This window comes from Putridiphycobacter roseus (assembly GCF_003234935.1).
Classification (GTDB): domain Bacteria; phylum Bacteroidota; class Bacteroidia; order Flavobacteriales_D; family Crocinitomicaceae; genus Putridiphycobacter; species Putridiphycobacter roseus.
Window position 1 is genome coordinate 156,492 of the sequence record NZ_QKSB01000003.1, and the last position, 25,569, is coordinate 182,060.

25 protein-coding genes are annotated in these 25,569 nt (G+C 34.3%); 20 read left to right on the forward strand and 5 right to left on the reverse strand.

The features are described 5' to 3' along the window. Nucleotides 1-3: 3 nt before the first annotated feature. The 3 genes from DNU06_RS07085 (at nt 4) to DNU06_RS07095 (ending at nt 1,571) form a co-directional block, all read left to right on the forward strand. Nucleotides 4-375 (forward strand): DUF7793 family protein, encoded by a 372-nt coding sequence (locus DNU06_RS07085; RefSeq protein ID WP_111062546.1) that lies wholly within the window; start codon nt 4-6, stop codon nt 373-375. A 33-nt stretch (nt 376-408) separates the two neighbouring features. Beyond that, nucleotides 409-1,116 (forward strand): pseudouridine synthase, encoded by a 708-nt coding sequence (locus DNU06_RS07090; RefSeq protein ID WP_111062547.1) that lies wholly within the window; start codon nt 409-411, stop codon nt 1,114-1,116. An 86-nt stretch (nt 1,117-1,202) separates the two neighbouring features. Beyond that, nucleotides 1,203-1,571 (forward strand): hypothetical protein, encoded by a 369-nt coding sequence (locus tag DNU06_RS07095; RefSeq protein WP_111062548.1) that lies wholly within the window; start codon nt 1,203-1,205, stop codon nt 1,569-1,571. Between the two features lie 12 nt (nt 1,572-1,583). Here DNU06_RS07095 and DNU06_RS07100 read toward each other — a convergent pair whose 3' ends face one another. Continuing rightward, the gene (locus DNU06_RS07100; protein ID WP_111062549.1) at nt 1,584-3,386 is read right to left on the reverse strand and encodes a hypothetical protein; all 1,803 of its coding nucleotides are present in this window, start codon (nt 3,384-3,386) and stop codon (nt 1,584-1,586) included. Nucleotides 3,387-3,463: 77 nt separating this feature from the next. Continuing rightward, nucleotides 3,464-4,171, reverse strand: coding sequence for a PspA/IM30 family protein (locus tag DNU06_RS07105; protein WP_111062700.1), 708 nt, complete (start codon nt 4,169-4,171; stop codon nt 3,464-3,466). A 178-nt stretch (nt 4,172-4,349) separates the two neighbouring features. On the opposite strand from DNU06_RS07105, the gene DNU06_RS07110 reads away from it, so the two are divergent. From DNU06_RS07110 to DNU06_RS07180, 15 genes are all read left to right on the forward strand, one after another. Continuing rightward, the gene (locus DNU06_RS07110; protein WP_111062550.1) at nt 4,350-5,063 is read left to right on the forward strand and encodes a hypothetical protein; all 714 of its coding nucleotides are present in this window, start codon (nt 4,350-4,352) and stop codon (nt 5,061-5,063) included. Between the two features lie 92 nt (nt 5,064-5,155). After that, nucleotides 5,156-5,656 (forward strand): 30S ribosomal protein S16, encoded by a 501-nt coding sequence (locus DNU06_RS07115; protein WP_111062551.1) that lies wholly within the window; start codon nt 5,156-5,158, stop codon nt 5,654-5,656. Between the two features lie 2 nt (nt 5,657-5,658). Next, the gene (rimM, locus tag DNU06_RS07120) at nt 5,659-6,198 is read left to right on the forward strand and encodes a ribosome maturation factor RimM (protein ID WP_111062552.1); all 540 of its coding nucleotides are present in this window, start codon (nt 5,659-5,661) and stop codon (nt 6,196-6,198) included. Between the two features lie 507 nt (nt 6,199-6,705). Next, a complete protein-coding gene (locus tag DNU06_RS07125) occupies nt 6,706-7,128 on the forward strand; it encodes an IS1/IS1595 family N-terminal zinc-binding domain-containing protein (protein ID WP_111062553.1) in 423 nt (140 codons plus the stop codon). 110 nt (nt 7,129-7,238) lie between these two features. Beyond that, entirely contained in the window at nt 7,239-8,477 is a 1,239-nt protein-coding gene (locus DNU06_RS07130; protein WP_111062554.1) for a hypothetical protein, read from the forward strand. Between the two features lie 27 nt (nt 8,478-8,504). Further along, the gene (locus DNU06_RS07135; RefSeq protein WP_111062555.1) at nt 8,505-8,762 is read left to right on the forward strand and encodes a DUF4212 domain-containing protein; all 258 of its coding nucleotides are present in this window, start codon (nt 8,505-8,507) and stop codon (nt 8,760-8,762) included. A gap of 46 nt (nt 8,763-8,808) precedes the next feature. Further along, nucleotides 8,809-10,587: a sodium:solute symporter family protein gene (locus DNU06_RS07140; protein WP_111062556.1), complete on the forward strand. Its 1,779-nt coding sequence runs from the start codon at nt 8,809-8,811 to the stop codon at nt 10,585-10,587. Nucleotides 10,588-10,658: 71 nt separating this feature from the next. Beyond that, entirely contained in the window at nt 10,659-10,853 is a 195-nt protein-coding gene (locus DNU06_RS18025; RefSeq protein WP_111062557.1) for a hypothetical protein, read from the forward strand. Next, a complete protein-coding gene (locus DNU06_RS07150) occupies nt 10,846-13,536 on the forward strand; it encodes a sodium:solute symporter family transporter (protein WP_111062558.1) in 2,691 nt (896 codons plus the stop codon). Before DNU06_RS18025 ends, DNU06_RS07150 begins: the two co-directional genes overlap by 8 nt. Before the next feature lie 20 nt (nt 13,537-13,556). Beyond that, nucleotides 13,557-13,922, forward strand: coding sequence for a response regulator transcription factor (locus tag DNU06_RS07155; protein WP_111062559.1), 366 nt, complete (start codon nt 13,557-13,559; stop codon nt 13,920-13,922). Between the two features lie 48 nt (nt 13,923-13,970). Next, nucleotides 13,971-14,189 (forward strand): hypothetical protein, encoded by a 219-nt coding sequence (locus DNU06_RS07160; RefSeq protein WP_111062560.1) that lies wholly within the window; start codon nt 13,971-13,973, stop codon nt 14,187-14,189. A gap of 1 nt (nt 14,190) precedes the next feature. Next, on the forward strand, nt 14,191-16,089 hold the full coding sequence (locus tag DNU06_RS07165; protein WP_111062561.1) for an acetate--CoA ligase: 1,899 nt from the start codon (nt 14,191-14,193) through the stop codon (nt 16,087-16,089). Between the two features lie 3 nt (nt 16,090-16,092). Continuing rightward, a complete protein-coding gene (gene acs, locus DNU06_RS07170) occupies nt 16,093-18,000 on the forward strand; it encodes an acetate--CoA ligase (protein WP_111062562.1) in 1,908 nt (635 codons plus the stop codon). 173 nt (nt 18,001-18,173) lie between these two features. Then, nucleotides 18,174-18,665 carry a GNAT family N-acetyltransferase gene (locus DNU06_RS07175; protein ID WP_233502980.1) on the forward strand — a complete coding sequence of 164 codons (492 nt, stop codon included), beginning with the start codon at nt 18,174-18,176 and terminating at the stop codon, nt 18,663-18,665. A gap of 25 nt (nt 18,666-18,690) precedes the next feature. Next, nucleotides 18,691-19,155, forward strand: coding sequence for a hypothetical protein (locus DNU06_RS07180; RefSeq protein WP_111062564.1), 465 nt, complete (start codon nt 18,691-18,693; stop codon nt 19,153-19,155). A gap of 318 nt (nt 19,156-19,473) precedes the next feature. Here the strand turns inward: DNU06_RS07180 and DNU06_RS07185 are convergent, their stop codons facing one another. Continuing rightward, nucleotides 19,474-20,325: a hypothetical protein gene (locus DNU06_RS07185; RefSeq protein WP_146239178.1), complete on the reverse strand. Its 852-nt coding sequence runs from the start codon at nt 20,323-20,325 to the stop codon at nt 19,474-19,476. A 116-nt stretch (nt 20,326-20,441) separates the two neighbouring features. Here DNU06_RS07185 and DNU06_RS07190 point away from each other — a divergent pair, with 116 nt between their 5' ends. After that, the gene (locus DNU06_RS07190; RefSeq protein ID WP_111062566.1) at nt 20,442-21,416 is read left to right on the forward strand and encodes a Tll0287-like domain-containing protein; all 975 of its coding nucleotides are present in this window, start codon (nt 20,442-20,444) and stop codon (nt 21,414-21,416) included. A gap of 62 nt (nt 21,417-21,478) precedes the next feature. On the opposite strand, the gene DNU06_RS07195 is transcribed toward DNU06_RS07190, so the two are convergent. Beyond that, complete coding sequence (locus DNU06_RS07195; protein WP_111062567.1) at nt 21,479-22,762, reverse strand: citrate synthase; 1,284 nt, start codon at nt 22,760-22,762, stop codon at nt 21,479-21,481. Between the two features lie 163 nt (nt 22,763-22,925). On the opposite strand from DNU06_RS07195, the gene DNU06_RS07200 reads away from it, so the two are divergent. Beyond that, nucleotides 22,926-23,552, forward strand: coding sequence for an MOSC domain-containing protein (locus DNU06_RS07200; RefSeq protein ID WP_158526840.1), 627 nt, complete (start codon nt 22,926-22,928; stop codon nt 23,550-23,552). Here DNU06_RS07200 and DNU06_RS07205 read toward each other — a convergent pair. Beyond that, nucleotides 23,549-25,549 (reverse strand): alpha-ketoacid dehydrogenase subunit alpha/beta, encoded by a 2,001-nt coding sequence (locus DNU06_RS07205; protein ID WP_111062569.1) that lies wholly within the window; start codon nt 25,547-25,549, stop codon nt 23,549-23,551. The genes DNU06_RS07200 and DNU06_RS07205 overlap by 4 nt on opposite strands. Between the last annotated feature and the right edge of the window lie 20 nt (nt 25,550-25,569).

Below are 25,569 nucleotides of genomic sequence, written 5' to 3' on the forward strand. Positions count from 1 at the left end.
TTTATGATAATAAGTAAGAATTCCATAAAATTTAATGTGGATTTAATAGAAGAGCATACAGTACATGTTCATTTTAAAAAATCGAATGTTTTCCGTGACGAAGATATAGCAGACATTAGAAAAGAAATGAAGGAACATTCACTTGATGTACCAATAAAGGTACTGATAGAATTAGATGAAAACACGTATTTCGATTTTGATGGCGCGTTTAAAGCTAATAAGGACTATGTTTTACCCATTGCGGAAGCCATAGTCCCTAATAGTTTAGCAAACAGATTAATTGTAGAATACTATTACGCTACCAGTAAGGACAGCAGAAACCACAAAATATTCAAAAACAAAGCAGAAGCATTAAAGTGGCTTAAATCTGTATAAATAATTTAAATACTTCCTATCTTCATCCGCGAAATGGAGATAGGAACTGTATTTGAAGACGCGTGGTTTAAAATCATTAACAAACCCAGTAATTTAATCGTGCATCATTCCAACTATGCCCGTAATTTAGATGAAGTTTCCCTATGTCAATGGGTAAATAAGGAGGCCGGTAAAAGTCTTCATCCTATTCACCGTCTCGACCGCAAGACGTCTGGACTGATTATTTTTGCAAAGGACAAGACCGTTATTCCTAAAATGCAGACCTTGTTTGCGGAGCATAAAATTACCAAACAATATGTCGCCTTAGTACGCGGTTTTGTAACCGAAGCCGGTAGTATAGATAGTCCCATTCGGGCTGATGAAGCTATTGAATACAAAGAAGCTTTCACTGCATACAAACCTTTGCATAGTTTTGAAGTCCCTATTCCTGTGCAACCTTATGATGCGGCGCGTTATACTATTTTAAGTTTAAAACCTACTACTGGTAGAATGCATCAATTGCGTAAACACATGAATAAATTTAGCCATCCGATAATTGGAGATCCTAAATATGGAAACCGACACCACAACCATATGTTTATTGAAAAGTTTGCTTGTTCTAATTTATTCTTGCACGCTAAAACCTTATCCTTTATTCATCCAATTACTGAAAGACCACTGGTAATTAATGCCAAATTTCCTGCATTTTGGGAAAATGTGTTCACACATTTGAACTGTGAATTTCCGTTAAAAAACTGTTAAATAGTTATTAATATTTTTTCTTGAAGGATTATGACCTATCTTTGCATTAAATTATTGCTATGCATGCATAGTAAATCAATATAAATATGACTACTATTATAAAACAAAGGACCAATATAACCGACTTAATAACTAATAATATCGTAAGGACTGAATTCTTAGATAACACCATTTCATCCATTACTGATTTATGGGATAGTTACCAATCTTACCTTATACTAAGTGAAGAACAACCCCTCAAAAAATTAGTTGTATTTAATGAGAATGCCTTCTTAGATATAAAAGAAGACCATACTTGTGAAATGGCAAGAGTACATCCTAGCGCCATTGCTTTTGTTACTAATAATTTATCCATTCGTTTAGTGCTTAAAACGTATGCTACTACTTTTAAAAGTAAGGCTGTAAAAATATTTAAAAATGAAACAGAAGCCATGTTTTGGTTGCAGTCCGTTTAATAAATAAGGTATTTAATACTTAGATTTAAAATTTAAACTTGCCCCAATCATAAAATAAGGAGAAGTAAAACTAGTCTTCGTAAAATCACGCATTTTACCATCTAACTTCCAATATTTCCCAGACACATCAAAAGAATATCCAGCTCGGGCATTGATACTAATTAAAGGCAGGGTAAAGCGAATCTCTACATTCGGGTCCAATAAAAATACATCATTTTTATACACCGTTACATTCTGCGCATCCGACTGAATTAAATTGGGAGATAAATTACTCGTTGTTTCCAATAAATAATACATGCCATAGGTATATTTTAGACCAGCAGTAAATAAAAAAAACTCATTTCCCATTGGGTAGGAATTTCCAAAAGTAAAAGATTTTGCAGAAAGTGTAAAACGGTCACCATTACTAATCGCGGGCATAAAGTCATACGAAAGATGCATTCCTGTGGCGTTCAAATCGTAATAATTTAACCCAATACTATAAATGGTATTACTTGTGGCAAATGTTCCAACACCTGCATTGACCAATTCAAAATTTAATCCATTCAATTTATTTAAATATCGAACGCCTACTGCGGCACCAACATGTACCTCTTCTAAATGTACATTAAAGTCATACTCCTCTTCAAATCCAGATGGATTATACGTATTTACAAATACATACTGAATGGTATTACTAAAACCAACCAGTGGGTTGTTCCCTTTTAAATAATCAATATCAATCAAATACATTTTGTTTTTCAAATCAAAACGATAATCAAGTCCCAAACTTTCAATCATAGATTTATCGTACGAGTTATAGGATTTGTATAGCATAGGGATAGTTAAAACCTTGTCTTTATAAAAGCCATCTTGCAATTCCCCAATTCTTTTAGCAATGGATGCCATGTCGTAAGAATAACAACGTTTTGCTTTTTTATTAGAATGTAAATGACAACGTCCAAATTGTCCGTAAAACTTTGGCTGATCGTATCTTTTGGTCAGTTTATCAAATTGGCCAATCATAAACCGTTCTCTTGTAATCGGTCCGGTTAAATCACCATTCCTTTCCTCATGATACCATTGGTGTCCTTCTTCTAAACTTTCAATGATATCCTTAAAAATGGGATATTCCTCCCCCAACTCTATCTTTAAGGAATCGGTCAACCGGTTTACATCATATATAATGGTATTAAAAGTCGACCAAGCATCAATCACATTACCATTTAAGTTAAAACGGGTACCACCACTATTGTAAATATCATCAGGCATACCATCTTTAAATTCAGAGGTACCTAATGCTTTTATGGATTCATAAATTCTTCCGGTTTCCCCTACGGTAGAAATACTATCTACAATTTGATTCAGTGCAAAAATGGCATATGCAGGAAAACGTTCCACATCAATACCATGGGTTATTATCTTTAAACTATCAGGTTGACTCTCGTTGTACTTCGTAATATTCTTCACGAGTTTAAAGTAGGCTTCGTAAAACCGGTCTTTTAAATAAAAACCAAAATCTAAATTATTTTCTAGGGTTATTTTATTGATAATGTATCCTATTGCAGGACCTTGTTCAAATAAAAAGTGATTTACTTTATGTTTCTCGTGCAGATAAACAAGCATTTTAAACTCCGTTTCTGCATTTACATCTGCATAAGCGTGATTTTCACCTGTAAAAAAAACGGCGTAATCTTTTATTAAACTATCGTTAAAAAATCCATCAATTTCGTCGTAGTTTTTTAATTCCTCAAAATTTAAGGTGGTGAATTTATCTTGTGCGAATAAGCCAATTTGACTATATAAGAAGAATAAAAGAAAACATTTTTTTTTCATGAAAGAGTTTAACAAGAAAAATCCGCACGAGGTACGGATTTTTCAAATGGGTATTTAATTTTTTAAAAGGACATGAATTAGTTCAAGCCCATTTTAGCCTTTAAAGCTGTTAAGCTTTCAGAAGCTTTTGTTTCTGCTGTTCCAGAAGACAATGCTTTATCAATTTCGGCATCAATAGAAGTACTTTCAGCAGCAATATCTGCATAAGATTCCGCTAAAGCTTCTTCTTGTGCTACTTTTTCTTTCATTCTTTCTAACATAGAAACCGTGGAAGAAGCATCTACATTTGCTAATTCTTTATTGATGTTTTTGGTCGCAGTAGAAACTTTTGCTCTCGCTTTTAAAGTTTTAAGCTCGTTTTCATATTTTTTAATGTTCGATTTTAAGTCGTCGATATTTCCATCTAACTTATTAACATGTCCTTCAAACTTCAATTGGTCTTTTTTATTTGCTTCAGCAGCTTCCGTTAATGCTTCTTTTTGCACCAAACATTCACTCGCTAAACGGTCTGCTTCCGCAACTTCTATTTCTCCTTTTTCTGCACGTTTCAATAACAACACCGCTTTCTTTTCATATTCTGCTGCTTTCTCACTGGCTGTATTTGCATCATTTTTAGAACGAATTGCCAAAGCTTTTACTTCCGCCATTGCAGTTAATGCATTGGATAGGTTTGTTTTTAAATCACGAATACCTTCCTCCGTCATTTTTATTGGGTTCTCAAATTTATCGACTAAAGAATTGGCCTCTGCGGATCCAATTCTAAATAATCTTTTAAATAGGGCTATTATTTTTCTCATAATTTACTGCTTACTTTCCTTAACATGGATTTTATTACATCCAAATATACAATAACTCTCAAAATAATTTCATATTTATTATTTTTTTTAGCGATTCAAAAAAATGAAAGAAATCAAGTAATCTCTAGTTAAAACCAATACATTTGCAAAAAAGTATTGGTTTACCATGGATAAGTTTAAAAACAGAATTAAATATTATTTAATAGGATTTCTCATTGGCGTTGTAGCAGTAGCATTCTTTTTCGGTCAAAGGGGTTGCGCATGGTTACCTGGTAACCGTGTAAAAAGTGTCATTGCTGAAAACAATATCGTAGTTGGCGACAGTGTAGCCCAGTTACTAAACTGCCTTTCGGATGATGCACAACCAATATATGACATTTTAAATAATAGCGGGGATGTGAATTTTGGCGAAAGTGAAACACACCTCGATCATAAAATCTATTTAATTGAAGGAGAAAATGATTTAAAAGTTTGGTTTCAATTGTTCGAATCTAGCAATAACCAAGGTTATTCAGAAATTATTGGTGTTAGTTCTCCTAACATCCAATGCAAGTCTACCCTTTCTAACCAATTAAAAAAACCATTAGTTTTACCAAAAAAGATTATTTTTAGTATTATTGAGTCGCATTCCTTTTCTTATTACCCAATTATTGATTGCCAAGCAACATGCTACCAGATTCCTTTAGATAGTTTAGAAACCATACATAAAAAATCAAAAAAAATAGAAACACCTAACATCCCCAACCTTATCAATAAAGTCTATATAGTAAACACTGAATATCAAGGGAAAAACTATCAAGTGACCTACGAGATTGGGGAAAACAGAACCCGTATTAAACAAATTCAAGGTGAAAATGAATGTGACTGCGAGATTAAGTAAGAAATAGCAGCACTTGGTTTCAAAAAAAAGTATTATCTTTGCACACTTAAATAATTATTAACCGGGGTTTCGTACTCCAACTATAATCCATTATGGCAACAAAAATTAGATTACAAAGACACGGTAAAAAAAGAAAACCTTTTTACCACATTGTTATTGCAGATTCAAGAGCAAAAAGAGATGGTCGTTACATTGAAAGAATTGGAACGTATAATCCAGTGACTAACCCAGCAACTATCGATTTAGATATTGAAAAAGCTGTTTCTTGGTTACAAACTGGTGCACAACCAACCGATACAATGAGAGCTATTTTATCTTACACTGGTGCTTTATACAAAAACCATTTAATTAATGGTGTAGCAAAAGGTGCTTTGACTGAAGCAGATGTAGCAACGAAATTTGAAGCATGGACTGCACAAAAAGCAGAAAAAATCCAAGCTAAAAAAGACGGTTTATCAAGCAGTTCTTCTGCTGAATTAGCGAAAATACACGCTGCTGAAAAAGAAGTTAACGAAGCTAGAGAAAAAGAAATCGCTGCTAAAAACACACCACCTGTTGAAGAAGAACCAGCAGCAAGTGAAGAAGAAGAATAAATATGTTTGAGAAGGAGGATTGCTTCAACTTAGGTAGCATTGCTCGCTTACATAGCTTTAAGGGAGAAGTATCTATTTTTTTAGATGTGGACGACCCTAAAGAATTCAAAAATTTGGAATCAGTATTTGTCGAAATCGACAATATATTGGTTCCTTTTTTTATTGAATCTATCCAAATTAGAAATAAAGGCTTTGCTGTCGTTCGATTTGAAGATGTAAACAGTGAACAAAAAGCCAAAAGACTTTTAAAGAAAAAACTTTACTTGCCATTAGACATTTTACCCGAATTGGATGAGGATGAATTTTATCATTTCGAAGTAGAAGGTTTTAAAGTCGTAGATCATGAACATGGTCCAATAGGTAATGTTGTCAAAATATTAGACCATAAGACAAATCCAATGTTTGAAATTGATTTTAATGGAGTAGAAATATTGATTCCAAAACAAGATCGATTTTTTGAGCGAATTGATTGGGACGAAGAAATTGTCTATTTAAAAGCACCAGAAGGATTAATTGAAATGTATCTAAATCTAGATAACTAACCCCTCTTCTATTTAAACAACAAGTCGATTACGGCTTGTTAATTACTCCCTTATCTTAAAATGTATGGTATATTAAGATTGCTTAATCTTAAAACAACACAGCTGTATAACCATTGGAAGGTTTAGTGCATTGGACACTTTTTACAAGCATCTCCCTTTTTCCATTTTTTACAACACTTCTTTTTTTTATCGCAAGCATCACCTGTTATTATAAGGGGACTAGTATTACCTGCGTTGTTTATTTTATCATTTATCATCATGATGGTGTTTTCTATACCGCTAAGTTAGAACAATTCTAAATAACTACCAAGTTATTTAGAATGAAAACAAATAATATTTACCACAAAGCATTGTCTCCCCTATTTTAAGTCTACATTTCCTGTTTTTATTCATTTCCTTCGATAATATGCTAACCAATAACCCTACAAAATTGGTAAAAATTTAACTTTTTTTGTTAAATTAATATATTTATGCTAAATTAGTATATTTACTATTCCTACCTAGACTATGCCCATTCAAAATTGTCCAAATTGTAATGCTACCAAATTCATCAAAAGCGGTGTAATTAAAGGCCGGCAACGTTATAAGTGTAAAATTTGCAATTATTACTTCACGGTCGGTAAACTGGGAAAGCAAATTGATGATTATTATGTAAATAAAGCCTTACAACTCTACTTAGAGGGCTTAACTTATCGTGAAATAGAACGAATTTTAGGGGTTTCTCATGTGAGTATCTTAAATTGGGTAAAAAAATACAAAATCAAACGTCCCATCAACAGTAAATACCACCCTACCTACAAAATATTAAATGCAGAAGAGTTAGGTAAATACTTTACAGACAGTAAAAATATAAAAGGCTCTGGTGTAATTGTTACAGAGCTAGGAGATAAGTTTATGCTAATAAAATGGGAACGATTCAAAGGCTTATAAAACTATACCTTTAACATATAACTATATTATTTTATTGTTAATAAGAAAATTTCTTCAATTTAGTAGTGCACACAAAAACAAATTTATTAATTGTTTAACTATTAAATTTTATGAAGAAAAAAAGAATCAGGTGGAGTATATTGCTTTGTTTATCTATGTTAGCAGGGCAATATACTTTCGCACAAACTTCCCCCGATATATACTCGGGCGGATTAAAGGTCAAGCTCAATGAGAGCGGGTCCAAGTATTTTCGATTAATTTCATGGGCGCAAATCCAAGGTATCTATTCTGACAATGTAGCACCAAGTAGTAGCAATGTCTCTTTAAAATTAAGACGGGCCCGTGTATTAATGTATTCCCAAATTACCGATCGTTTTTTAATACTCACCCACTTTGGACTAAATAGTCTTTCAGCAAGTAACATGAGTCCTACTGGAAGTTCTGCGGCTTCACAGCTATTCTTTCATGATGTCTGGGGACAGTATAGTTTAGGCAAGAACCATGCCATTGGCGGCGGACTACATTATTTTAATGGTATTTCGAGATTGAATAATCAAAGTACATTGAATATGTTGACCATGGATAACAATCGTCAGTCTTGGTCAACCTTAGGCCTAACGGACCAATTTGCAAGACATTTGGGCATATTTGGTAAAGGGGCCATTGGAAAATTACAATATCGTGTTGCCATAAATGATGCCGTTACAAATGGATTAGATGCAAGAGATGCCGATCAATTAGGATTAACAGTATATGGCGGTAAAAGATTATTGGGTTCTAAATCAACCTCTTTTGCCTATTCTGGTTACTTCGAATATCAAATTTTAGACAAAGAGTCTAATTTTTTACCTTTTAAAGTTGGGACTTATCTAGGTGCTAAAAAGGTATTTAATATTGGTGCAGGATTTTTTGTACACCCAAATGGATCCGTTTCTATGATCGATACTTTAGGTACTTTAAAAGGACAAAATGTTATGTTATTTTCTGGAGATGTGTTTTACGAAACACCTGTTGGCGATAATGGCGCGGCCTTGTCACTTTATGGCACCTATCAATTAAACGATTATGGGGATGATTATTTATATAGCGCTTACGGAACTGGAAGCATGCTTTATGGGCATGTAGGTTACGTTATCCCTGGAAACATTAAAGGAGGGAGATTTCAACCTTATGTTTCTTTTGCTATGAATTCATATGATGCGGTAAGCGATACAAGAAACAATATTGGTGTTGGTGTAAATGCTTATATGAGTGGACATAATTCTAAACTTACTTTAGAATTTATGAACGCTACTTTTGGGACAACACAAACTAACACGCTTACATTACAGGCAATGATTTACCTATAAAAAAATTATCAATTAATTAATAATATTATGGAAAAACAAGAAAAAGCTACGGCTTATTGGAAGGAGAATAAAAAGTATTTGATCATTTTACTGTCTATTTGGTTTCTCGTCTCCTTTGGCGCTGGAATTATATTCAAAGATTATCTCAACAATTTTAAAATAGGTGGATTCAAATTAGGATTCTGGTTTGCGCAACAAGGCTCAATCTATGTCTTTGTAGTACTCATCTTCGTCTATGTTAGACTCATGAATAACCTAGACAAAAAGTACGGATACGACGAATAGAAAGTCACATTAAATTTAAAAATATTCATTTAAAAATATATATATTATGAGTGTAGAAGTATGGACATGGATCCTTGTTGGGATTACATTTACTATTTATTTTGGAATTGCCATTTGGGCAAGAGCCGGTTCAACCAAAGAATTTTACGTAGCTGGTGGTGGCGTATCTCCCTTAGCTAATGGGATGGCTACAGCGGCAGATTGGATGAGTGCTGCGTCATTTATTTCCATGGCAGGAATTATTTCTTTTGTTGGGTACGACGGCTCTGTCTATCTTATGGGCTGGACTGGTGGCTATGTGCTATTGGCATTATTGCTAGCACCTTATTTAAGAAAGTTTGGAAAGTTTACGGTTCCCGATTTTATTGGGGATAGATATTATTCCAATACAGCAAGAACTGTAGCTGTTATTTGTGCCTTAATTGTCTCCTTTACCTATGTTGCTGGTCAAATGCGTGGTGTAGGTATTGTATTCTCTCAATTCTTACAAGTGGAAATTGTTTGGGGTGTAGTTATTGGAATGATCGTGGTTTTGGTTTTCGCTTTTATTGGCGGAATGAAAGGAATCACCTATACTCAAGTAGCACAATACTGTGTTATTATTTTTGCTTTTATGGTACCTGCAATTTTTATTTCTTGGCAAATGACCGGAAATCCAATCCCACAATTGGGCATGGGTGGTAAAGTGCATGACGGTACTTATTTACTGGACAAATTAGACACTCTCCACACCCAATTGGGCTTTAAGGAGTATACTTCTGGATCAAAATCTACTTGGGATGTGTTTGCTATCACCATGGCTTTAATGGTTGGTACTACTGGTCTTCCTCACGTAATTGTTCGGTTTTTCACTGTTCCTAAAGTAAAAGATGCACGTAAGTCTGCTGGTTTAGCTTTATTGTTTATTGCTATTTTATACACCACTGCTCCTGCTGTATCCGTATTTGCAAGAACAAACTTAATTGAAACGGTAAGTAATAAAGAGTACAGCGCAATGCCACAATGGTTTAAGAACTGGGAAAATACTGGTTTGATTGCTTGGGCGGATAAAAATGGAGATGGTGTAATTCAATATGTTAGCGGTAGTGCTTTGGAAGGAAAGAAGCCTATTTTTAATGGCGAAAGAGGTTTCTTTGGGGAGAAATTAATTTCAAACCCAAACCTAAAAGAAGCCAACGAATTATATGTGGATAGAGATATTATGGTATTGGCTAATCCAGAAATTGCAAACTTGCCTAATTGGGTGATTGCTTTAGTGGCAGCAGGTGGAGTTGCAGCAGCATTGTCTACTGCAGCTGGTCTACTTTTAGTTATTTCTACTTCTATATCCCATGATTTAATTAAAAAACAAATCAAGCCAGATATTTCGGATAAAGGAGAATTATTAGCGGCAAGAATTTCTATATTCGTTGCTATCGTAATCGCTGGTTTATTTGGTATCTATCCACCCGGCTTCGTCGCCGCGGTAGTAGCATTAGCATTTGGACTAGCTGCAGCATCTTTCTTCCCTGCAATTGTCTTAGGCATATTCGATAAAAGGATGAACAAAGAAGGTGCCATTGCCGGAATGGTGGTCGGAATTTCATTGATGTTGTTTTATATGATTGTATACAAAACAGGGTTAGTGGGTGTCTTTGATCCCTTACCAAAAGAAGATTGGTGGTTCGGTACCTCTCCTGAAGGATTTGGAACCATAGCCATGTTGGTTAACATTACCGTGTCTGTTGTTATCTCAAGAATAACTCCTGCACCACCACAAGAAGTGCAAGATATGGTAGAAAATATCAGAATACCTTCTGGAGCTGGTGAAGCTTCTAGTCATTAATATTGTTTTTTTAAAAAAAGCAAACGGCAATACGATAAGTATTGCCGTTTTTTGTTATTTTTAACCTGTATATGAAAAAAAGACATGAGCAAAAATTGGTGATGATCACCGTGATTCTTTTTTTTGTACTCAACATCCCATTTATTCTTATTTTTAATCAAACGGTACATGTTTTTGGCATACCGCTACTCTATTTTGGTATTTTTTTGTTTTGGTTACTCTCTATTATTGCCTCCTATATTATTCTAAAAAAATATTATGAGTAACCTCCTCTTAGTTTCCATTATTATTCTCTATTTGGTAATACTATTTGGTATTGCTTATTTAGCCGAAAAAAAATCCAAGAGTAAATGGGTCAATAACCCTTATATCTATACGCTTTCTCTAGCAGTATACTGCTCCGCATGGACTTATTATGGAAGCGTCGGTGTTGCCGCAAAGTCTGGCTTCGATTTTTTACCAATTTACTTAGGTCCAGTTATAGCTTTTCCTTTATGGATAGTATTAATGCGTAAAATCATCCGTATTTCTAAACAACATAAAGTATCTTCCATTGCCGATTTTATTTCGTTACGCTATGCCAATAATAGATTTTTAGGGGCTTTAATTACCTTGATATGTGTAGTGGGAACGGTGCCATACATTGCACTACAGTTAAAAGCAATTTCTGATTCCTTTGGCATCATGACTACACAATCTAATGTAGATGTAACCAATGTATTGAGTGACCATACCTTTTATATTGCTATTCTATTGGGTATTTTTGCTACTTTTTTCGGTACCCAAAAAACAGATGCTTCTGAAAACCATAAAGGAATTATAGCTTCGGTTGCTTTTGAATCTATACTAAAACTAATATTCTTCTTAATTATTGGTATTTACGTGACTTTTTACCTGTTTAATGGTACAGAGGATATCTTGAGCCAAATAGCGCAAAAAGAAAATTTTTCTAGTCTGACCAATTTCAATGGTTTAGAGGATGGTATGAATTGGTTCTTTATGATTTTCCTTTCTTTTATGGCTATCTTTTTGTTGCCACGACAATTTCAGGTATCTGTCGTAGAAAATAGTCGAGAAAAACATTTAAAAAAGGCCATTTGGCTTTTCCCGCTTTACCTATTGTTGTTCAATCTTTTTGTCATTTATATCGCTTGGGGAGGAACCATTAAGCTAGGCGATAGCGGAAATCCTGATTATTACGCCTTATTAATGCCGCTTCAAAATGGTGATACTTTTCTTGCTTTATTGGTCTTTTTAGGTGGTTTCTCCGCCGTAATCTCCATGGTTGTAGTCTCTACACTTGCACTTTCTACCATGGTTAGTAATAACCTTATTATTCCTTATGGGTTTTTAGAGCAATTTGTAAAAGGCAGAACTGAAAAAAATGATTTTTATATCAAAGCCATTCGCCGTGTATCCATCTTTATGATTATCATGGCTGCTTATTTATTCTATATCACCTTCTCGGTAGAATCTTCCTTAATCTCAATTGGACTAATCTCCTTTGTGGTTATTGCACAGTTAGGGCCTTCCTTTTTTATTGGGTTATTCTGGAACAGAGGGTCTTCTAATGGTGCCATTTGGGGAATAATAATTGGTTTTTGTGTGACATTTTACACCTTAATCTTACCTTTAATAATGCACCTCTACTTCGTAGATGATCAGTTTATTGACCAAGGACCATTGGGGATAGAAATGCTAAAACCTCATGCCTTATTTGGTATTGACTTTTTAAATCCACACGCCCATGCTTTTTTCTGGAGCATGTTCTTTAACCTTTTCACCTATTTAATCGTTTCTATCTCACAAAAAGGGAATTACCGAGAACGAAATTATGCCGAAATGTTTGTCGATAGTCAAAACTTTAATGACTTACAGGATAATGCATTAGTCTGGAAAGGAGAAGCATATGTTGCTGACATTAGAAATGTACTGATCAAGTTTTTAGGCAATGAAAGGACAGAAAGAGCCTTGAGCTTGTTTTTTCAAAAGTATGATTTGCCACAAGATACACAAATGGCAGATGCCCGATTGATCAATTTCTCAGAAAAATTACTAACGGGTAGTATTGGTGGTTCTTCTGCTAAAATACTAATTTCCAGCGTTGTTAAGGAAGAAGAAATTTCATTAGTCGAAGTATTAAAAATATTAGAAGAATCAAAAGAAAATATTACCAACAATAAATTATTAACGCAAGAGTCTACAGCGCTAGCAAAAATGACGGAAAAGTTGCAGCAGATGAATGATGAGTTAATTAAAAAAGACCACCAAAAAGATGAGTTTTTAGATACAGTTTCACATGAATTAAAAACCCCTGTCACGGGTATACGAGCCGCCACTGAGCTATTGATAGATGATAGTGAAGATATGCCGACCGAGATAAAAGACAAGTTTTTAAAGAACATACTTAACGATTCGGAAAGACTATCTAGGCTAATCAACCATATCCTTGACTTTGAAAAGATTGCCAATGGACGAGTGGATTTTAACCAGAAAAAACATGACTTTAACACCTCTTTAACCACCTCCATATCGAGTATTAATCAAATTGCAATAAAGTATAATATTAAAATTAAACGCTTATCTTTTCAATCTGTTATTGCCCAATACGACGAAGACAGGATTCTGCAAGTATTGACCAACCTTTTGTCTAATGCAATAAAGTTTTGCAAGCCTGACCAAGGAGTTATTACCATAAGTTACGAGGTAGTTAGTACTCATTTATTAGTTTATATCCATAATAATGGTAAAGCCATACCTGCAGAAGACAAAGCTTATATTTTTGATAAATTTTACCAGTCTAAAAATCAAAACACAGTAAAGCCTTTGGGAAGTGGTTTAGGATTAGCCATTAGTAAACAGATCATTTTAAAACACAATGGGGAAATTTGGGTGAAAAATGAAAATAAAAATGGCGTTACCTTTGGTTTTCAGTTGCCAATTGGTTAATTTTATGCTTGTATTTTTGTATGAAGCGAAAAATTTTAATTGTTGATGACGAACCAAATATAGTAATGTCCTTAGAATACGCCTTTAACAGAGGTGGTTATGAGGTGTTTATTGCTAGAGATGGTGAGGAAGCTATTCAAATTATACAAGATATTTTGCCTGATGTAGTATTGTTAGATATTATGATGCCCAATGTAGATGGGTTTCAAACTTTAGAATTTATCAAACAAGTACCATCAATGCATGCAACCAAAGTGGTTTTTTTATCTGCGAAAAACAAAGCGGTTGATATTGAAAAAGGACTGAGTAAAGGTGCGGATAAGTATCTTATTAAACCTTTTTCAGTAAAAAAAATAATGGTTGAAATAAATGAACTGTTTAATTAAATTTGGTTTTGTGTGCAAGCAAACAATGTTTAATTTAAAATAGTTGATATGAAATTTTCTTTATCTCCACTAGTATCTGATATCTTTATCAGTGTTTACTTGTGCTTGACTTTATTGTTTAGAATTCTTTACGATAATCTAGGTAATATTACGCCTGGGAACTCCATTTTTATTGGTTTGGCATTTATTTCTTTTCTATATGCTTTGATTAAACTTAAATTCTTAAATCCGAATTATTTTGGATTACTTAAATCAAAAAAAGATTAAGATGAACTACAAAGATCACCACAAAGAAAGTATGGAGTCACCCGAAAAATTTTGGGGAAAGCAAGCGGCAAACATAGGCTGGTATACCCCACCTAAAACAATACTCTCCATAGATGAACACGACTACAACCAATGGTTTGAAGATGGTGTTTTAAATCTAAGTTACTTATGTATTGATAAGCATATTGAAGATGGATACGGGGCACAAAACGCTATTATATACGAATCTCCAGTTACCCAAACCAAACAATTTATTACTTATGATAAATTATACCAAGAAGTGGCAAAATTGGCAGGTGCACTTTCTGATTTAGGGGTAAAAAAAGGAGATACGGTTATTATTTATATGCCCATGATACCAGAAGCTACTTATGCTATGCTGGCATGTACAAGAATTGGCGCAATTCATTCTGTCGTCTTTGGTGGATTTGCACCACATGAATTGGCTATTAGAATTGATGACTGTAAACCAAAACTAATTATTACTGCATCTAATGGTGTAGAAATTAAAAAAATTATAGAATATAAACCACTCGTTGATCAAGCGATAGCTTTAAGTCATCACCAACCTAATAATGTTATTATTTTCGATAGAAAACAAGGCGTAACTTATGAAACTTTGGCGAGAGACCTAGACTACACTTCTATTGTAAAGGCGGCAGATATAATGGATCCAATCCCAGTCGAGTCTACCCACCCTTCTTATATTCTTTACACTTCTGGAACCACCGGAAAACCTAAAGGAATAATCAGAGATACTGGAGGTTATGCTACAGCACTTAAATATTCAATGGAAAACATTTACGACACACACCCCGGGGATGTTTTTTGGGCAGCGAGTGATGTTGGATGGGTGGTTGGCCATAGTTATATTGTATACGCACCCTTAATTAATAGGAATACAACTATACTTTTTGAAGGTAAACCAATTAAAACACCAGACGCTTCTACTTTTTGGAGAATTATCGCAGAGCATAAAGTAAAAGTAATGTTTACTGCACCAACTGCAATTCGTGCGATAAAAAAAGAGGATCCAAATGGCGCGTTTATAAAAGCTTATGACTTGTCCAGTTTAACGCATCAATTTTTAGCAGGAGAGCGTTGTGACGTAACTACTTTGAATTGGGCTAAAGAACAGTTGAATGTTCCAGTAATAGACCACTGGTGGCAAACGGAATCTGGCTGGCCAATGATAGCAAATATGATGGGTATAGAAGACCTTCCCGTAAAACCTGGTTCTGCAGGCTTACCGGTGGGAGGATATGACATAAAAATTCTGAATGATGAAGGAGAAGTGGTAGCTACCAATGAACCTGGCTATGTTGCCGTTAAACTGCCCTTACCTCCTGGCTGCCTTTCTAATTTATGGGGGAATCCTGAACGTTTTAAAGCGGGTTATTTGGAAAGATTTCCAGGCTACTACTTTTCTGGTGATGGTGGCTATATGGATTCGGATGGCTATATATATATTACAGGAAGAGTAGATGATATAATTAACGTCGCTGGTCACCGTTTATCTACAGCGGAAATGGAAGAAATTGTGGCCACTCACCCTGCGGTTGCCGAATGTGCAGTTTTTGGAATCCATTGTGATTTAAAAGGCCAAACTCCTTTGGGATTAATTGTTTTAAAGTCTGAAAAAAATCCTTACAATAAAAATGTTAAACAAGAAATTATTAATTCCATTCGCCACGAAATCGGTCCAGTAGCTTCTTTTAAATCCGTAGCAATAGTTAAAAGATTACCCAAAACAAGGTCGGGTAAAACACTAAGAAAGTTACTAAGGCAAATAGCCGATCAAAACGATTACCAAACTCCTTCAACTATAGATGATTCATCTATTATTACGGAAATAGAAGAAGTGTATAAATCAGAAAAAATAGGAAAATATAAAATTTAAAATATGAGTAATTACCACATCAAAAATTTAGAAGAATACTTTCAAGTATATAGAAAATCAGTCCGAAATCCAACCCATTTTTGGGAAGAAATTGCTGAAGAGAACTTTTTATGGCGAAAATCTTGGGATTCGGTGATGACTTGGGACAAAGCTAAATCAAAAGTTACTTGGTTTGAAGGAGCACAATTAAATATTACAGAAAATTGTATTGATAGGCATTTGATCAGTAAAGGAAATCAAACCGCTATTTTATTTGAGCCAAATAGTACTGATGAACCTGCACAGCACATCACCTACCATCAATTACATGAGCGGGTAAATCAAATGGCAAATGTCTTAAAAGCTAAAGGTGTTCAAAAAGGCGACCGTGTTTGTATTTATTTACCAATGATTCCAGAATTAGCAATTGCATTGCTTGCATGTGCACGTATTGGTGCCATTCATTCTGTTGTATTTGCAGGTTTTTCTTCCACAGCACTAGCCTCTAGAATTAATGATAGTGATTGTAAGCTGGTAATTACTTCAGATGGTTCTTATAGAGGAAGTAAAACAATCGACTTAAAAGGAATCGTGGATGAAGCTTTATCTAATTGCGCTTGTGTTGAAAAAGTTTTGGTTGTAAAACGTATCCATACCGAGATACCTATGCAAGCAGGAAGAGATGAGTGGATTCAACCTTTATTAGACGAAGCATCTATGGTGTGCGCACCAACTATTATGGAGGCTGAAGATCCTTTGTTTATTCTATACACCTCTGGTTCTACTGGTAAACCAAAAGGTATGGTACATACTACAGCAGGATACATGGTGAATTCGGCATACACTTTTAAAAATGTGTTTCAATATAGAAATAATGATGTGTATTGGTGTACAGCCGATATTGGCTGGATTACTGGTCACAGTTATATTGTATATGGTCCCTTAGCCAATGGTGCGACCACTATCATGTTTGAAGGCGTACCTACTTATCCAGATTGTGGACGTTTTTGGGAAATAATAGCCAAACATAAAGTAACGCAATTTTATACCGCACCTACTGCCATTAGAGCTCTTGCTAAAGAATCTTTGGACATGGTGAACAAACATGACTTGTCCTCTTTAAAAGTAATTGGTTCGGTTGGTGAACCTATCAACGAAGAAGCATGGCACTGGTATAATGATAATATAGGTAAAGGAAAATCTCCTTTAGTAGATACTTGGTGGCAAACTGAAACAGGAGCCATCATGATATCCCCTATTCCATTTGCAACGCCAACTATTCCTACTTATGCTACACTTCCATTACCTGGAATTCAACCCGCTTTAATGGGAGATAATGAAGATGAATTAATTGGGAACCAAGTGGAAGGTAAATTATGCATCAAGCACCCTTGGCCAAGTATGGCTAGAACCATATGGAACAATCATAAACGATACCAAGAAACTTATTTCTCTGCTTACAAAGACATGTATTTTACTGGAGATGGCGCCTTAAGAAATAGTGTTGGTTTTTATAGAATTACAGGCCGTGTAGATGATGTGATTATTGTATCCGGACACAATTTAGGAACTGCACCTATTGAAGATGCCATCAATGAACATCCAGCAATTGCGGAATCTGCTATTGTAGGATTTCCACACGACATTAAAGGAAGTGCACTTTATGGCTATATTTCCTTAAAAAACACTGGAGAAAGTCGAAGTCATGAGAATTTAAAAATTGAAATTAACCAATTGATTACGGAAAGAATCGGACCGATTGCAAAATTAGATAAAATTCAATTTACAGAAGCATTACCTAAAACAAGATCAGGTAAAATCATGCGAAGAATTTTAAGAAAAATAGCTGCTGGCGAATTTGATCAACTAGGAGATATTTCTACTTTATTAAATCCTGAAGTAGTAAAATCTATCATTAAAAATGTAGTTTAACCCTTTGTATTAAAAATAAAAAACAAGCCAGTATTTGTCTATTCAATTACTGGCTTTGTTTTTTAAAAAAAAAGAACCCTTGTTTTATACGAATTGCTTATTATTCTATTTGCATCTAAATCCTATAAAACAGTATTAAACTGAAAAAAAACACCTACGATTAGAACCAAGAAATGATGCCAACTAATTATGTAATTCGAAAAGTAATGCAGCAAGACAATAAGCCTATCGCCCATTTAATTCGCAAGGTATTTATTGAATTTGACGCACCAAAAGAAGGAACTGTATACAGCGATAAGGCAACAGATTATTTATTTGAATATTTTGACACGAACAACGCCGCCTTATTTGTCCTGGAAGAAAAGGGTGAAATCGCTGGCGTGTGTGGCATATACCCTACACTAGGATTGCCTAAGTCTTGTATTGAAATTGTTAAATTTTATATCCGACCAGAATCCAGAGGACAAGGTTTTGGGTTTGCCTTGTTTAACACTTGTCAATTAGAAGCAAAAGCTAAAGGTTATTCGCAACTATACCTGGAGAGTATTCCTGATTTTAAAACAGCGGTAAATCTTTATTTAAAACTAGGCTTTACACAATTAGATAAAAGACTAGGAGAAACCGGGCACTTTGGATGTGACCTTTGGTTTTCGAAGTCTATTTAATTCGAATGCTTATCTTTGTAATCAAATGAAGGCAGCTACTATTACCCAGATAAAAAATGAATTAAAAGGTCGCTCGAAAGAAGACCTGGTGGAACTGAGTTTGAAGCTTGCCAAATTTAAAAAAGAGAGTAAAGAGTTTCTAACTTACCTCTTATTTGAAGCTGACAATGAAGCTGATTATGTACATGAGGTCAAGCTAGAAATGAGTGATTTATTCAAGACTGTCAATACCAGTAGCGCTTATTTGGCAAAAAAAACGATTCGTAAAATATTGCGATTGACTAAAAAGTATATCCGTTTTTCCAAAAACAAAGCAAGTGAAGCTGATTTATTAATTCATTTTTGTACTGAACTCATTAAACTAAAGCCTATTGTTTCAAAAAGTGTTCAATTGCAAAACATTTATCTCAAGCAAATGGAGTTAGCAAAAAAAGCAATTGACCAGCTCCATCCCGACTTACAATTTGACTATCTCAGCTTGATTGAATAAAAGACAATGCATGGTTTTATAGGATGCCGAAGTTTATTTTGTTAAAACATTAGCGTACAGTACTTCAAATTTATATTACGTATTTAAAAATACTATGGTTATCCATCATTATGAAAAATAATTTTATGGATAACAGCTATTACCTTATTCTTGTAGGGTTGTAATAAAAATTAAAATTCAGTCAATACATTGGATGGAAAAAGGAATGCTACCAGTTATTTATTAAGAATGATTTAACCATGGTTAAAATGGGAATATCGTACGCCAAAAAATGTAAATATTTACCCCGCTTTATATAGCACTCACCTACGCTCAAATTTATTTAAAAAATAGACTTAAACTTTCTGCTGCCGTTTTATTACAGTATACCGCATACATATCAGTAAAGTAACTACTCTTTGAAATTTCATCAAAAGATGCCAATACATGAGGCAAACGTTTATCAGTCAATCTATTTTGTTTTTGATAAGCTCGAATCACCTCGCTAAGTGATTGGTCGTTCAGTTGCAACTGTTTATCTACTTGATAAAAAAAGCTACTACCACCAAAATAGATATGGGAATAATAATGGTGCTCCATCAAACTATCCATCACTTGGGTAAAAGTGGCAGTGCTACTATTAAAAACACCAGGATAATCACTTATTTTATGGAAATAAAGGGAATCAAACTTATCAGCGGCATAATACCCTTGATCTACCAAAATTAATCGACTTAAATAAGTAGCATATCCTTCCGAAAACCATAAATTATCTCTATTGATAAAAGGGATGGATAAATGGCTAAGTTCGTGTTGTGCGGTATAATCTTTTTCATAATCAATTAATTCAAAAGATGGATTAACGTAAAAATGTACTTCATTGACCCCCTTTTTTCTGGAGGTTTTCCCAAATGGAACTGGGTGATCAGCATCTGATAAATGAAAGGTACAATGAATGGTAAAAGGGTAAACTCCTAACATTTTTTCTGTAGCCTCTAAAGTCGATTTAATCCACTGCTTCAATTTAAACTTTTCGAACTGCGAAAACGTATCTTCCCAATACCATATAATATGCGCTTGATTTTCAATTTGATCCAATTGCTTTACCTCCTTTGGTGTTTTTACTTCGTTGCTACAACTGCTCCAAAAAAATAAAACAAACAGAAGAATAAATAATTGTTTAAATGCCATACTTGAATTTCTAACCACCAACCAATATTGGCTGCTTTCCAATGCTAAATATCATGATAAAATGTAACAAATATTACTATTTCTAATACATTTTATCCGTATTTTTAAATAAAAAAATGAAAATATTTGTATGGAGTGCTGCAATACTATTTTTAGGTGCGTTTACAAACAGTTGTGAATCAAACAATGAAAATAAGTTGACGGATTTAACAAGTGATTCGCTTCTTGAAAGTCAAACAGCAATGAAAGCATTAGATTTAATGCAATCTAAATGTTTTGCTTGTCATGGCAGTGATGGCCATTTAGAAAATCGAATTGCGCCGCCTATGATTGCAATAAAAAAACATTACAAAAATGAACATACAACTTTGGAGCAATTCACCAATGATATCAAAAGCTTTGTAAATAATCCGACCGAAGAAAATGTAAAAATGACTGGTGCTTTTAAGCGTTTTGGACTAATGCCTAAAATGAACTTTCCGGAAGAAGAACTCAACTTAATCTCGGCCTACCTCTATCATAACGAAATTAAAGAACCTGCTTGGTTTAAGGAGCATTATAAAAAAGAGCAGTCTAATAAATCTGCAACTGAGGAACCAGCAATACTAACACCATTAGAAAATGGCTTACAGTTGGCTTTGAAAGCAAAAAAAATATTGGGTAAGAATTTAATGGGCGCCATTAATAAGCAAGGAAGTACTTATGCAGTTGAATTCTGTAATCTTAAAGCAAATTATTTAATCGACAGTATGTCAAATGCTTTAAATGCACACATAAAAAGAGTAAGCGATAAACCCAGAAATGCAAATGCACAAGCCAATGCAAAAGAAGCGGTAATAATTCAACAGTTCAAAAACACCTTAAAGGAAGGAAAAGCAATTACGGGTGTTTTAGCTGAAACAGAAAATTCAAAAATTGGTTATTATCCAATCTTAACCAATCAAATGTGTTTGCAATGTCATGGTGTTCCGAATACTCAAATTGAAGATAAAACGCTACGTAAAATAAATACTTTATATCCTACAGATAAAGCAGTCGGTTATGGTATTAATGAATTAAGAGGAATTTGGGTGGTAGAAATGGCGCAGTAAAAAAATAGATCCAAAAAAAAAAGACTACCGAAGTAGTCTTTTTTTTTTGGATAATAAATTAATTATCTATTTTCAATAGTTTTAAAAGGTCTATCATTTTCACCAGTATAAATCTGACGAGGTCTTCCAATAGGTTCTTTTAATTCTCTCATTTCTTTCCATTGTGCAATCCAACCTGGTAAACGGCCTAAAGCAAACATTACAGTAAACATTTCCGTAGGAATTCCTAAAGCTCGGTATATAATACCAGAGTAAAAGTCAACATTTGGATATAATTTTCTATCTACAAAATAAGGATCAGATAAAGCTTCTTCTGCTAAACCTTTTGCAATGTCTAAAATTGGATCATCAATACCTAAATCATTCAATACTTCTTCTGCTGCAACTTTAATGATTTTTGCTCTTGGATCAAAGTTTTTGTAAACTCTATGACCAAATCCCATTAAACGGAATGGATCTTCTTTATCTTTCGCTTTAGCCATGTACTTTTTCGTATCACCGCCATCTGCTTTAATTGCTTCTAACATTTCAATTACCGCTTGATTAGCACCACCATGTAATGGTCCCCATAAAGCACAAATACCAGCAGATAAAGAAGCAAATAATCCTGCATGTGATGAACCTACTAATCTCACTGTAGAAGTAGAACAATTTTGTTCATGATCTGCGTGTAAGATTAATAATTTATCTAAAGCATCAATTACTACTTGATTTTGAACGTACTCTTCATTTGGTTTTTTAAACATCATTTTTAAGATGTTTTCCACATAGCCTAATGAATTGTCACCATAATTCAATGGTGTACCTTGGTTTTTTCTTAAAGCCCATGAAACCAATACTGGGAATTTCCCCATTATCTTTACAATGGCCTTATACATATCTTCTTCGCTGTTTACATTAACAGAAGAAGGATTAAAAGCAATAAGCGCACTAGTTAAAGAAGATAAAACGCCCATTGGGTGTGCAGACTTTGGAAAACCATCTAAAATTTTCTTTACATCTTCGTCTACATGAGACTCTCCTTTAATATCTGTATGAAATTTATGTAATTGTTCTTTGCTTGGTAATTCACCAAAAATCAACAAATAAGCAACTTCTAAAAAGTCAGCACCTTCAGCTAACGATTCAATAGAGTACCCACGGTACCTCAATATTCCTTTTTCACCATCTAAAAAAGTAATGGAACTAGAACATGATCCAGTATTTTTAAATCCTCTGTCTAATGTAATGACACCTGTTTCTCCTCTTAAGGAAGAAATGTCAATTCCTTTTTCGTTCTCTGTCCCTGTTACAACTGGAAGTTCAATTGATTTCCCGGCAACTTCTAATTTTGCTATCTCGCTCATTTGTCTATTTTCTGATATTTTTATAATTGTGTTATTTTAACCCCCTAAATATAGTAGAATTGACGAGAAAAACGACCATCAATTGCATTATTTTTATGCTAATTTTAAGTTATTTTAGTAAAACATGCTTATTTTGTTTGAATTATCACCTAATTGTAACAAAATGTTGATTCACGCACTAAATATTGGCCAAAAAAAACTCGTGGAATGGCGAGGAAAAAAAATATATACTGGTATTTTTAAATCTCCAGTAACGCACCCTATTATTCTGGGATTTAATGATGTGGTAGGAGATGATGTGGTGGATAGAAAATACCATGGTGGGATAGACAAAGCATGTTATGCTTATAGTAAAGAAGCTTATGGATTTTGGCAAAAAAAATATCCGGCACATACTTTGGAAAATGGTTTTTTTGGAGAAAATATTACCATAGAAGGCTTAGATGAATCGAAGATGAAAATTGGAGACAGATTTGAGATTGGTACGGCCATTATTGAAGTTTCCCAACCGCGACAACCTTGTTTTAAATTAGGTATTCGATTTGGCTCTCAAAAAATATTAAAACCATTTATCCAAGCTCCTTATCCTGGTGCTTATTTTAGAGTTATTCAGTCCGGCACCATTCACATGGGACATCAATTCAAACTAATTCAATCCTTCGAATCGGAACCTACCTTATTAGAAGTGTATCAAGTCATTTATCACACTACTACTTCTGCAGCACTTCAAAAAAAGGTGCTGCAGTCAAAATATTTAGCGCAATCCGCTAAGGATAGTATTAAAATTTAATAAGCAATTAACTTTAATAATTTTTCTTCAAATCTTTGCTTTGGTAAAAAGTTAATTTCTAAATCACCATCAAAGGGAATTGGGGTATCTAAACTACCTTCTCGCATTAAAGGTGCATCTAATTGGTCAAAGCAGTTTTCGGCAATTAATGCTACCAGTTCCCCTCCTATTCCACCAGTCAAACAGTCTTCATGTAAGACAATAACTCGACCTGTTTTATTTACTGACTTATAGATGGTTTCCATATCCAAAGGCAATAAAGTTCTTAAATCTACAATATCAATATTTAGCTGGTGTTCTTCCGCAATATGCTTTGCCCAATGTACCCCCATTCCGTAAGTAATCACTGTAGCATCCTCTCCTACTTGAACCATATTCGCTTTTCCTATTTCTATGGTATAATACTCATTTGGCACTTGCTCTTTAATACTTCTATATAACCCTTTATGCTCAAAGAACATCACAGGATTTGGATCTTCAATAGCGGCAGCTAACAATCCTTTTGCTTCCGTTGGAGAAGAAGGATACACAATTTTCAAACCTGGTGTATGTGTAAACCAAGCTTCATTGCTTTGTGAATGAAATGGACCAGCAGCACTTCCTGCCCCAGTTGGCATTCTTACCACTACATCAGCATTTTCGCCCCAACGGTAATGTAGTTTGGCTAAGTTATTTACAATTTGATTAAATCCAACCGTAACAAAATCTGCAAATTGCATTTCCATTACTGCTTTCATACCACTTATAGACAAACCTAAAGCAGCACCAATGATTGCGGACTCACAAATGGGCGTGTTACGCACTCTATCTTTACCAAATTGCGCAACAAAACCTTCTGTTATTTTAAAAACACCACCATATTCAGCAACATCTTGCCCCATAATGATCAAGTTGTCATATTTCTCCATAGATTGTCTTAGACCATCCGAAATGGCATCAACAAATCTTTTTTCACTTGTATTATCAAAATCAGGTGCCGTATAGGTGGGTATATAAGGAGCATATACATCATTTATTTCATAAGCAGTATCCACCGAAACATTTGGTTCTGCATAAGCAATCTCTAATTCTGAATTAATTTCTTTTTTAAATCGATCAATATAGTCAGCCTCCATGGCATCCGTCAATAACCCAATACTTTTTAAATACGCCGTATAGTTATCTACAGGATCTTTCAATTTCCATTCTTCTTGCAATCCTTCTGGATAATATTTAGTTCCCGAAGCTTCTTCGTGCCCACGCATTCTGAAACTCACACATTCTAATAAGAATGGTCTTGGTTTTTCTCTTAAAGAGGCAGCAATTTCTTGCACTGCGTGATAGACTTCTAAGATATTATTGCCATCAATTTGAAAAGCATCCATGCCATAGCCTATCCCTTTATCAATAAAGTTTTTACATCTAAACTGTTCATTAGAAGGTGTCGAAAGTCCCCATTGGTTGTTCTCTACTACAAATATGATAGGTAAATCCCAAACAGAAGCGACATTAAGGGCTTCGTGAAAATCACCTTCACTTGCACCACCATCTCCAGTAAAAGCCATGGTTACTTTTTTGTTATCCTTTAACTTATTTGCTAATGCAATACCATCTCCGATTGCCAATTGTGGCCCTAAGTGAGAGATCATTCCCACCAAATGGTGTTCTTTGGAGCCAAAATGAAAAGAACGGTCTCTTCCCTTTGTAAAACCTTTCATTTTTCCTTGGAACTGTGCAAAAAGGCGGTGTAATGGAATATTTCTACTGGTGAAAACACCTAAATTACGGTGCATAGGAAGAATATACTCACCATCATCAAGTCCTAGCGTTGTCCCAACAGAAATAGCTTCTTGTCCCCAACCAGAAAACCATTTAGAAATTTTACCTTGTCTAAGCAAAATCAGCATTTTCTCTTCTATTAATCTTGGTTTCAAAATGTTTTCGTAAATGGAAAGTAATTCTTGATCAGACAATGACTTCCTGTCGAATTTAATTGCTTGCTTTGTTTTTGATGACATTTAAATATATTTATAATTCA

Bases quoted from the DNA above. Each gene is read 5' to 3' on its own strand.
- DNU06_RS07085 (WP_111062546.1), top strand. From the start codon at position 4: ATGATAATAAGTAAGAATTCCATAAAATTTAATGTGGATTTAATAGAA.
- DNU06_RS07090 (WP_111062547.1), top strand. From the start codon at position 409: ATGGAGATAGGAACTGTATTTGAAGACGCGTGGTTTAAAATCATTAAC.
- DNU06_RS07095 (WP_111062548.1), top strand. From the start codon at position 1,203: ATGACTACTATTATAAAACAAAGGACCAATATAACCGACTTAATAACT.
- DNU06_RS07100 (WP_111062549.1), bottom strand. From the start codon at position 3,386: ATGAAAAAAAAATGTTTTCTTTTATTCTTCTTATATAGTCAAATTGGC.
- DNU06_RS07110 (WP_111062550.1), top strand. From the start codon at position 4,350: ATGGATAAGTTTAAAAACAGAATTAAATATTATTTAATAGGATTTCTC.
- DNU06_RS07115 (WP_111062551.1), top strand. From the start codon at position 5,156: ATGGCAACAAAAATTAGATTACAAAGACACGGTAAAAAAAGAAAACCT.
- rimM (WP_111062552.1), top strand. From the start codon at position 5,659: ATGTTTGAGAAGGAGGATTGCTTCAACTTAGGTAGCATTGCTCGCTTA.
- DNU06_RS07125 (WP_111062553.1), top strand. From the start codon at position 6,706: ATGCCCATTCAAAATTGTCCAAATTGTAATGCTACCAAATTCATCAAA.
- DNU06_RS07130 (WP_111062554.1), top strand. From the start codon at position 7,239: ATGAAGAAAAAAAGAATCAGGTGGAGTATATTGCTTTGTTTATCTATG.
- DNU06_RS07135 (WP_111062555.1), top strand. From the start codon at position 8,505: ATGGAAAAACAAGAAAAAGCTACGGCTTATTGGAAGGAGAATAAAAAG.
- DNU06_RS07140 (WP_111062556.1), top strand. From the start codon at position 8,809: ATGAGTGTAGAAGTATGGACATGGATCCTTGTTGGGATTACATTTACT.
- DNU06_RS18025 (WP_111062557.1), top strand. From the start codon at position 10,659: ATGAAAAAAAGACATGAGCAAAAATTGGTGATGATCACCGTGATTCTT.
- DNU06_RS07150 (WP_111062558.1), top strand. From the start codon at position 10,846: ATGAGTAACCTCCTCTTAGTTTCCATTATTATTCTCTATTTGGTAATA.
- DNU06_RS07155 (WP_111062559.1), top strand. From the start codon at position 13,557: ATGAAGCGAAAAATTTTAATTGTTGATGACGAACCAAATATAGTAATG.
- DNU06_RS07160 (WP_111062560.1), top strand. From the start codon at position 13,971: ATGAAATTTTCTTTATCTCCACTAGTATCTGATATCTTTATCAGTGTT.
- DNU06_RS07165 (WP_111062561.1), top strand. From the start codon at position 14,191: ATGAACTACAAAGATCACCACAAAGAAAGTATGGAGTCACCCGAAAAA.
- acs (WP_111062562.1), top strand. From the start codon at position 16,093: ATGAGTAATTACCACATCAAAAATTTAGAAGAATACTTTCAAGTATAT.
- DNU06_RS07175 (WP_233502980.1), top strand. From the start codon at position 18,174: ATGATGCCAACTAATTATGTAATTCGAAAAGTAATGCAGCAAGACAAT.
- DNU06_RS07180 (WP_111062564.1), top strand. From the start codon at position 18,691: ATGAAGGCAGCTACTATTACCCAGATAAAAAATGAATTAAAAGGTCGC.
- DNU06_RS07185 (WP_146239178.1), bottom strand. From the start codon at position 20,325: ATGGCATTTAAACAATTATTTATTCTTCTGTTTGTTTTATTTTTTTGG.
- DNU06_RS07190 (WP_111062566.1), top strand. From the start codon at position 20,442: ATGAAAATATTTGTATGGAGTGCTGCAATACTATTTTTAGGTGCGTTT.
- DNU06_RS07195 (WP_111062567.1), bottom strand. From the start codon at position 22,762: ATGAGCGAGATAGCAAAATTAGAAGTTGCCGGGAAATCAATTGAACTT.
- DNU06_RS07200 (WP_158526840.1), top strand. From the start codon at position 22,926: ATGTTGATTCACGCACTAAATATTGGCCAAAAAAAACTCGTGGAATGG.
- DNU06_RS07205 (WP_111062569.1), bottom strand. From the start codon at position 25,549: ATGTCATCAAAAACAAAGCAAGCAATTAAATTCGACAGGAAGTCATTG.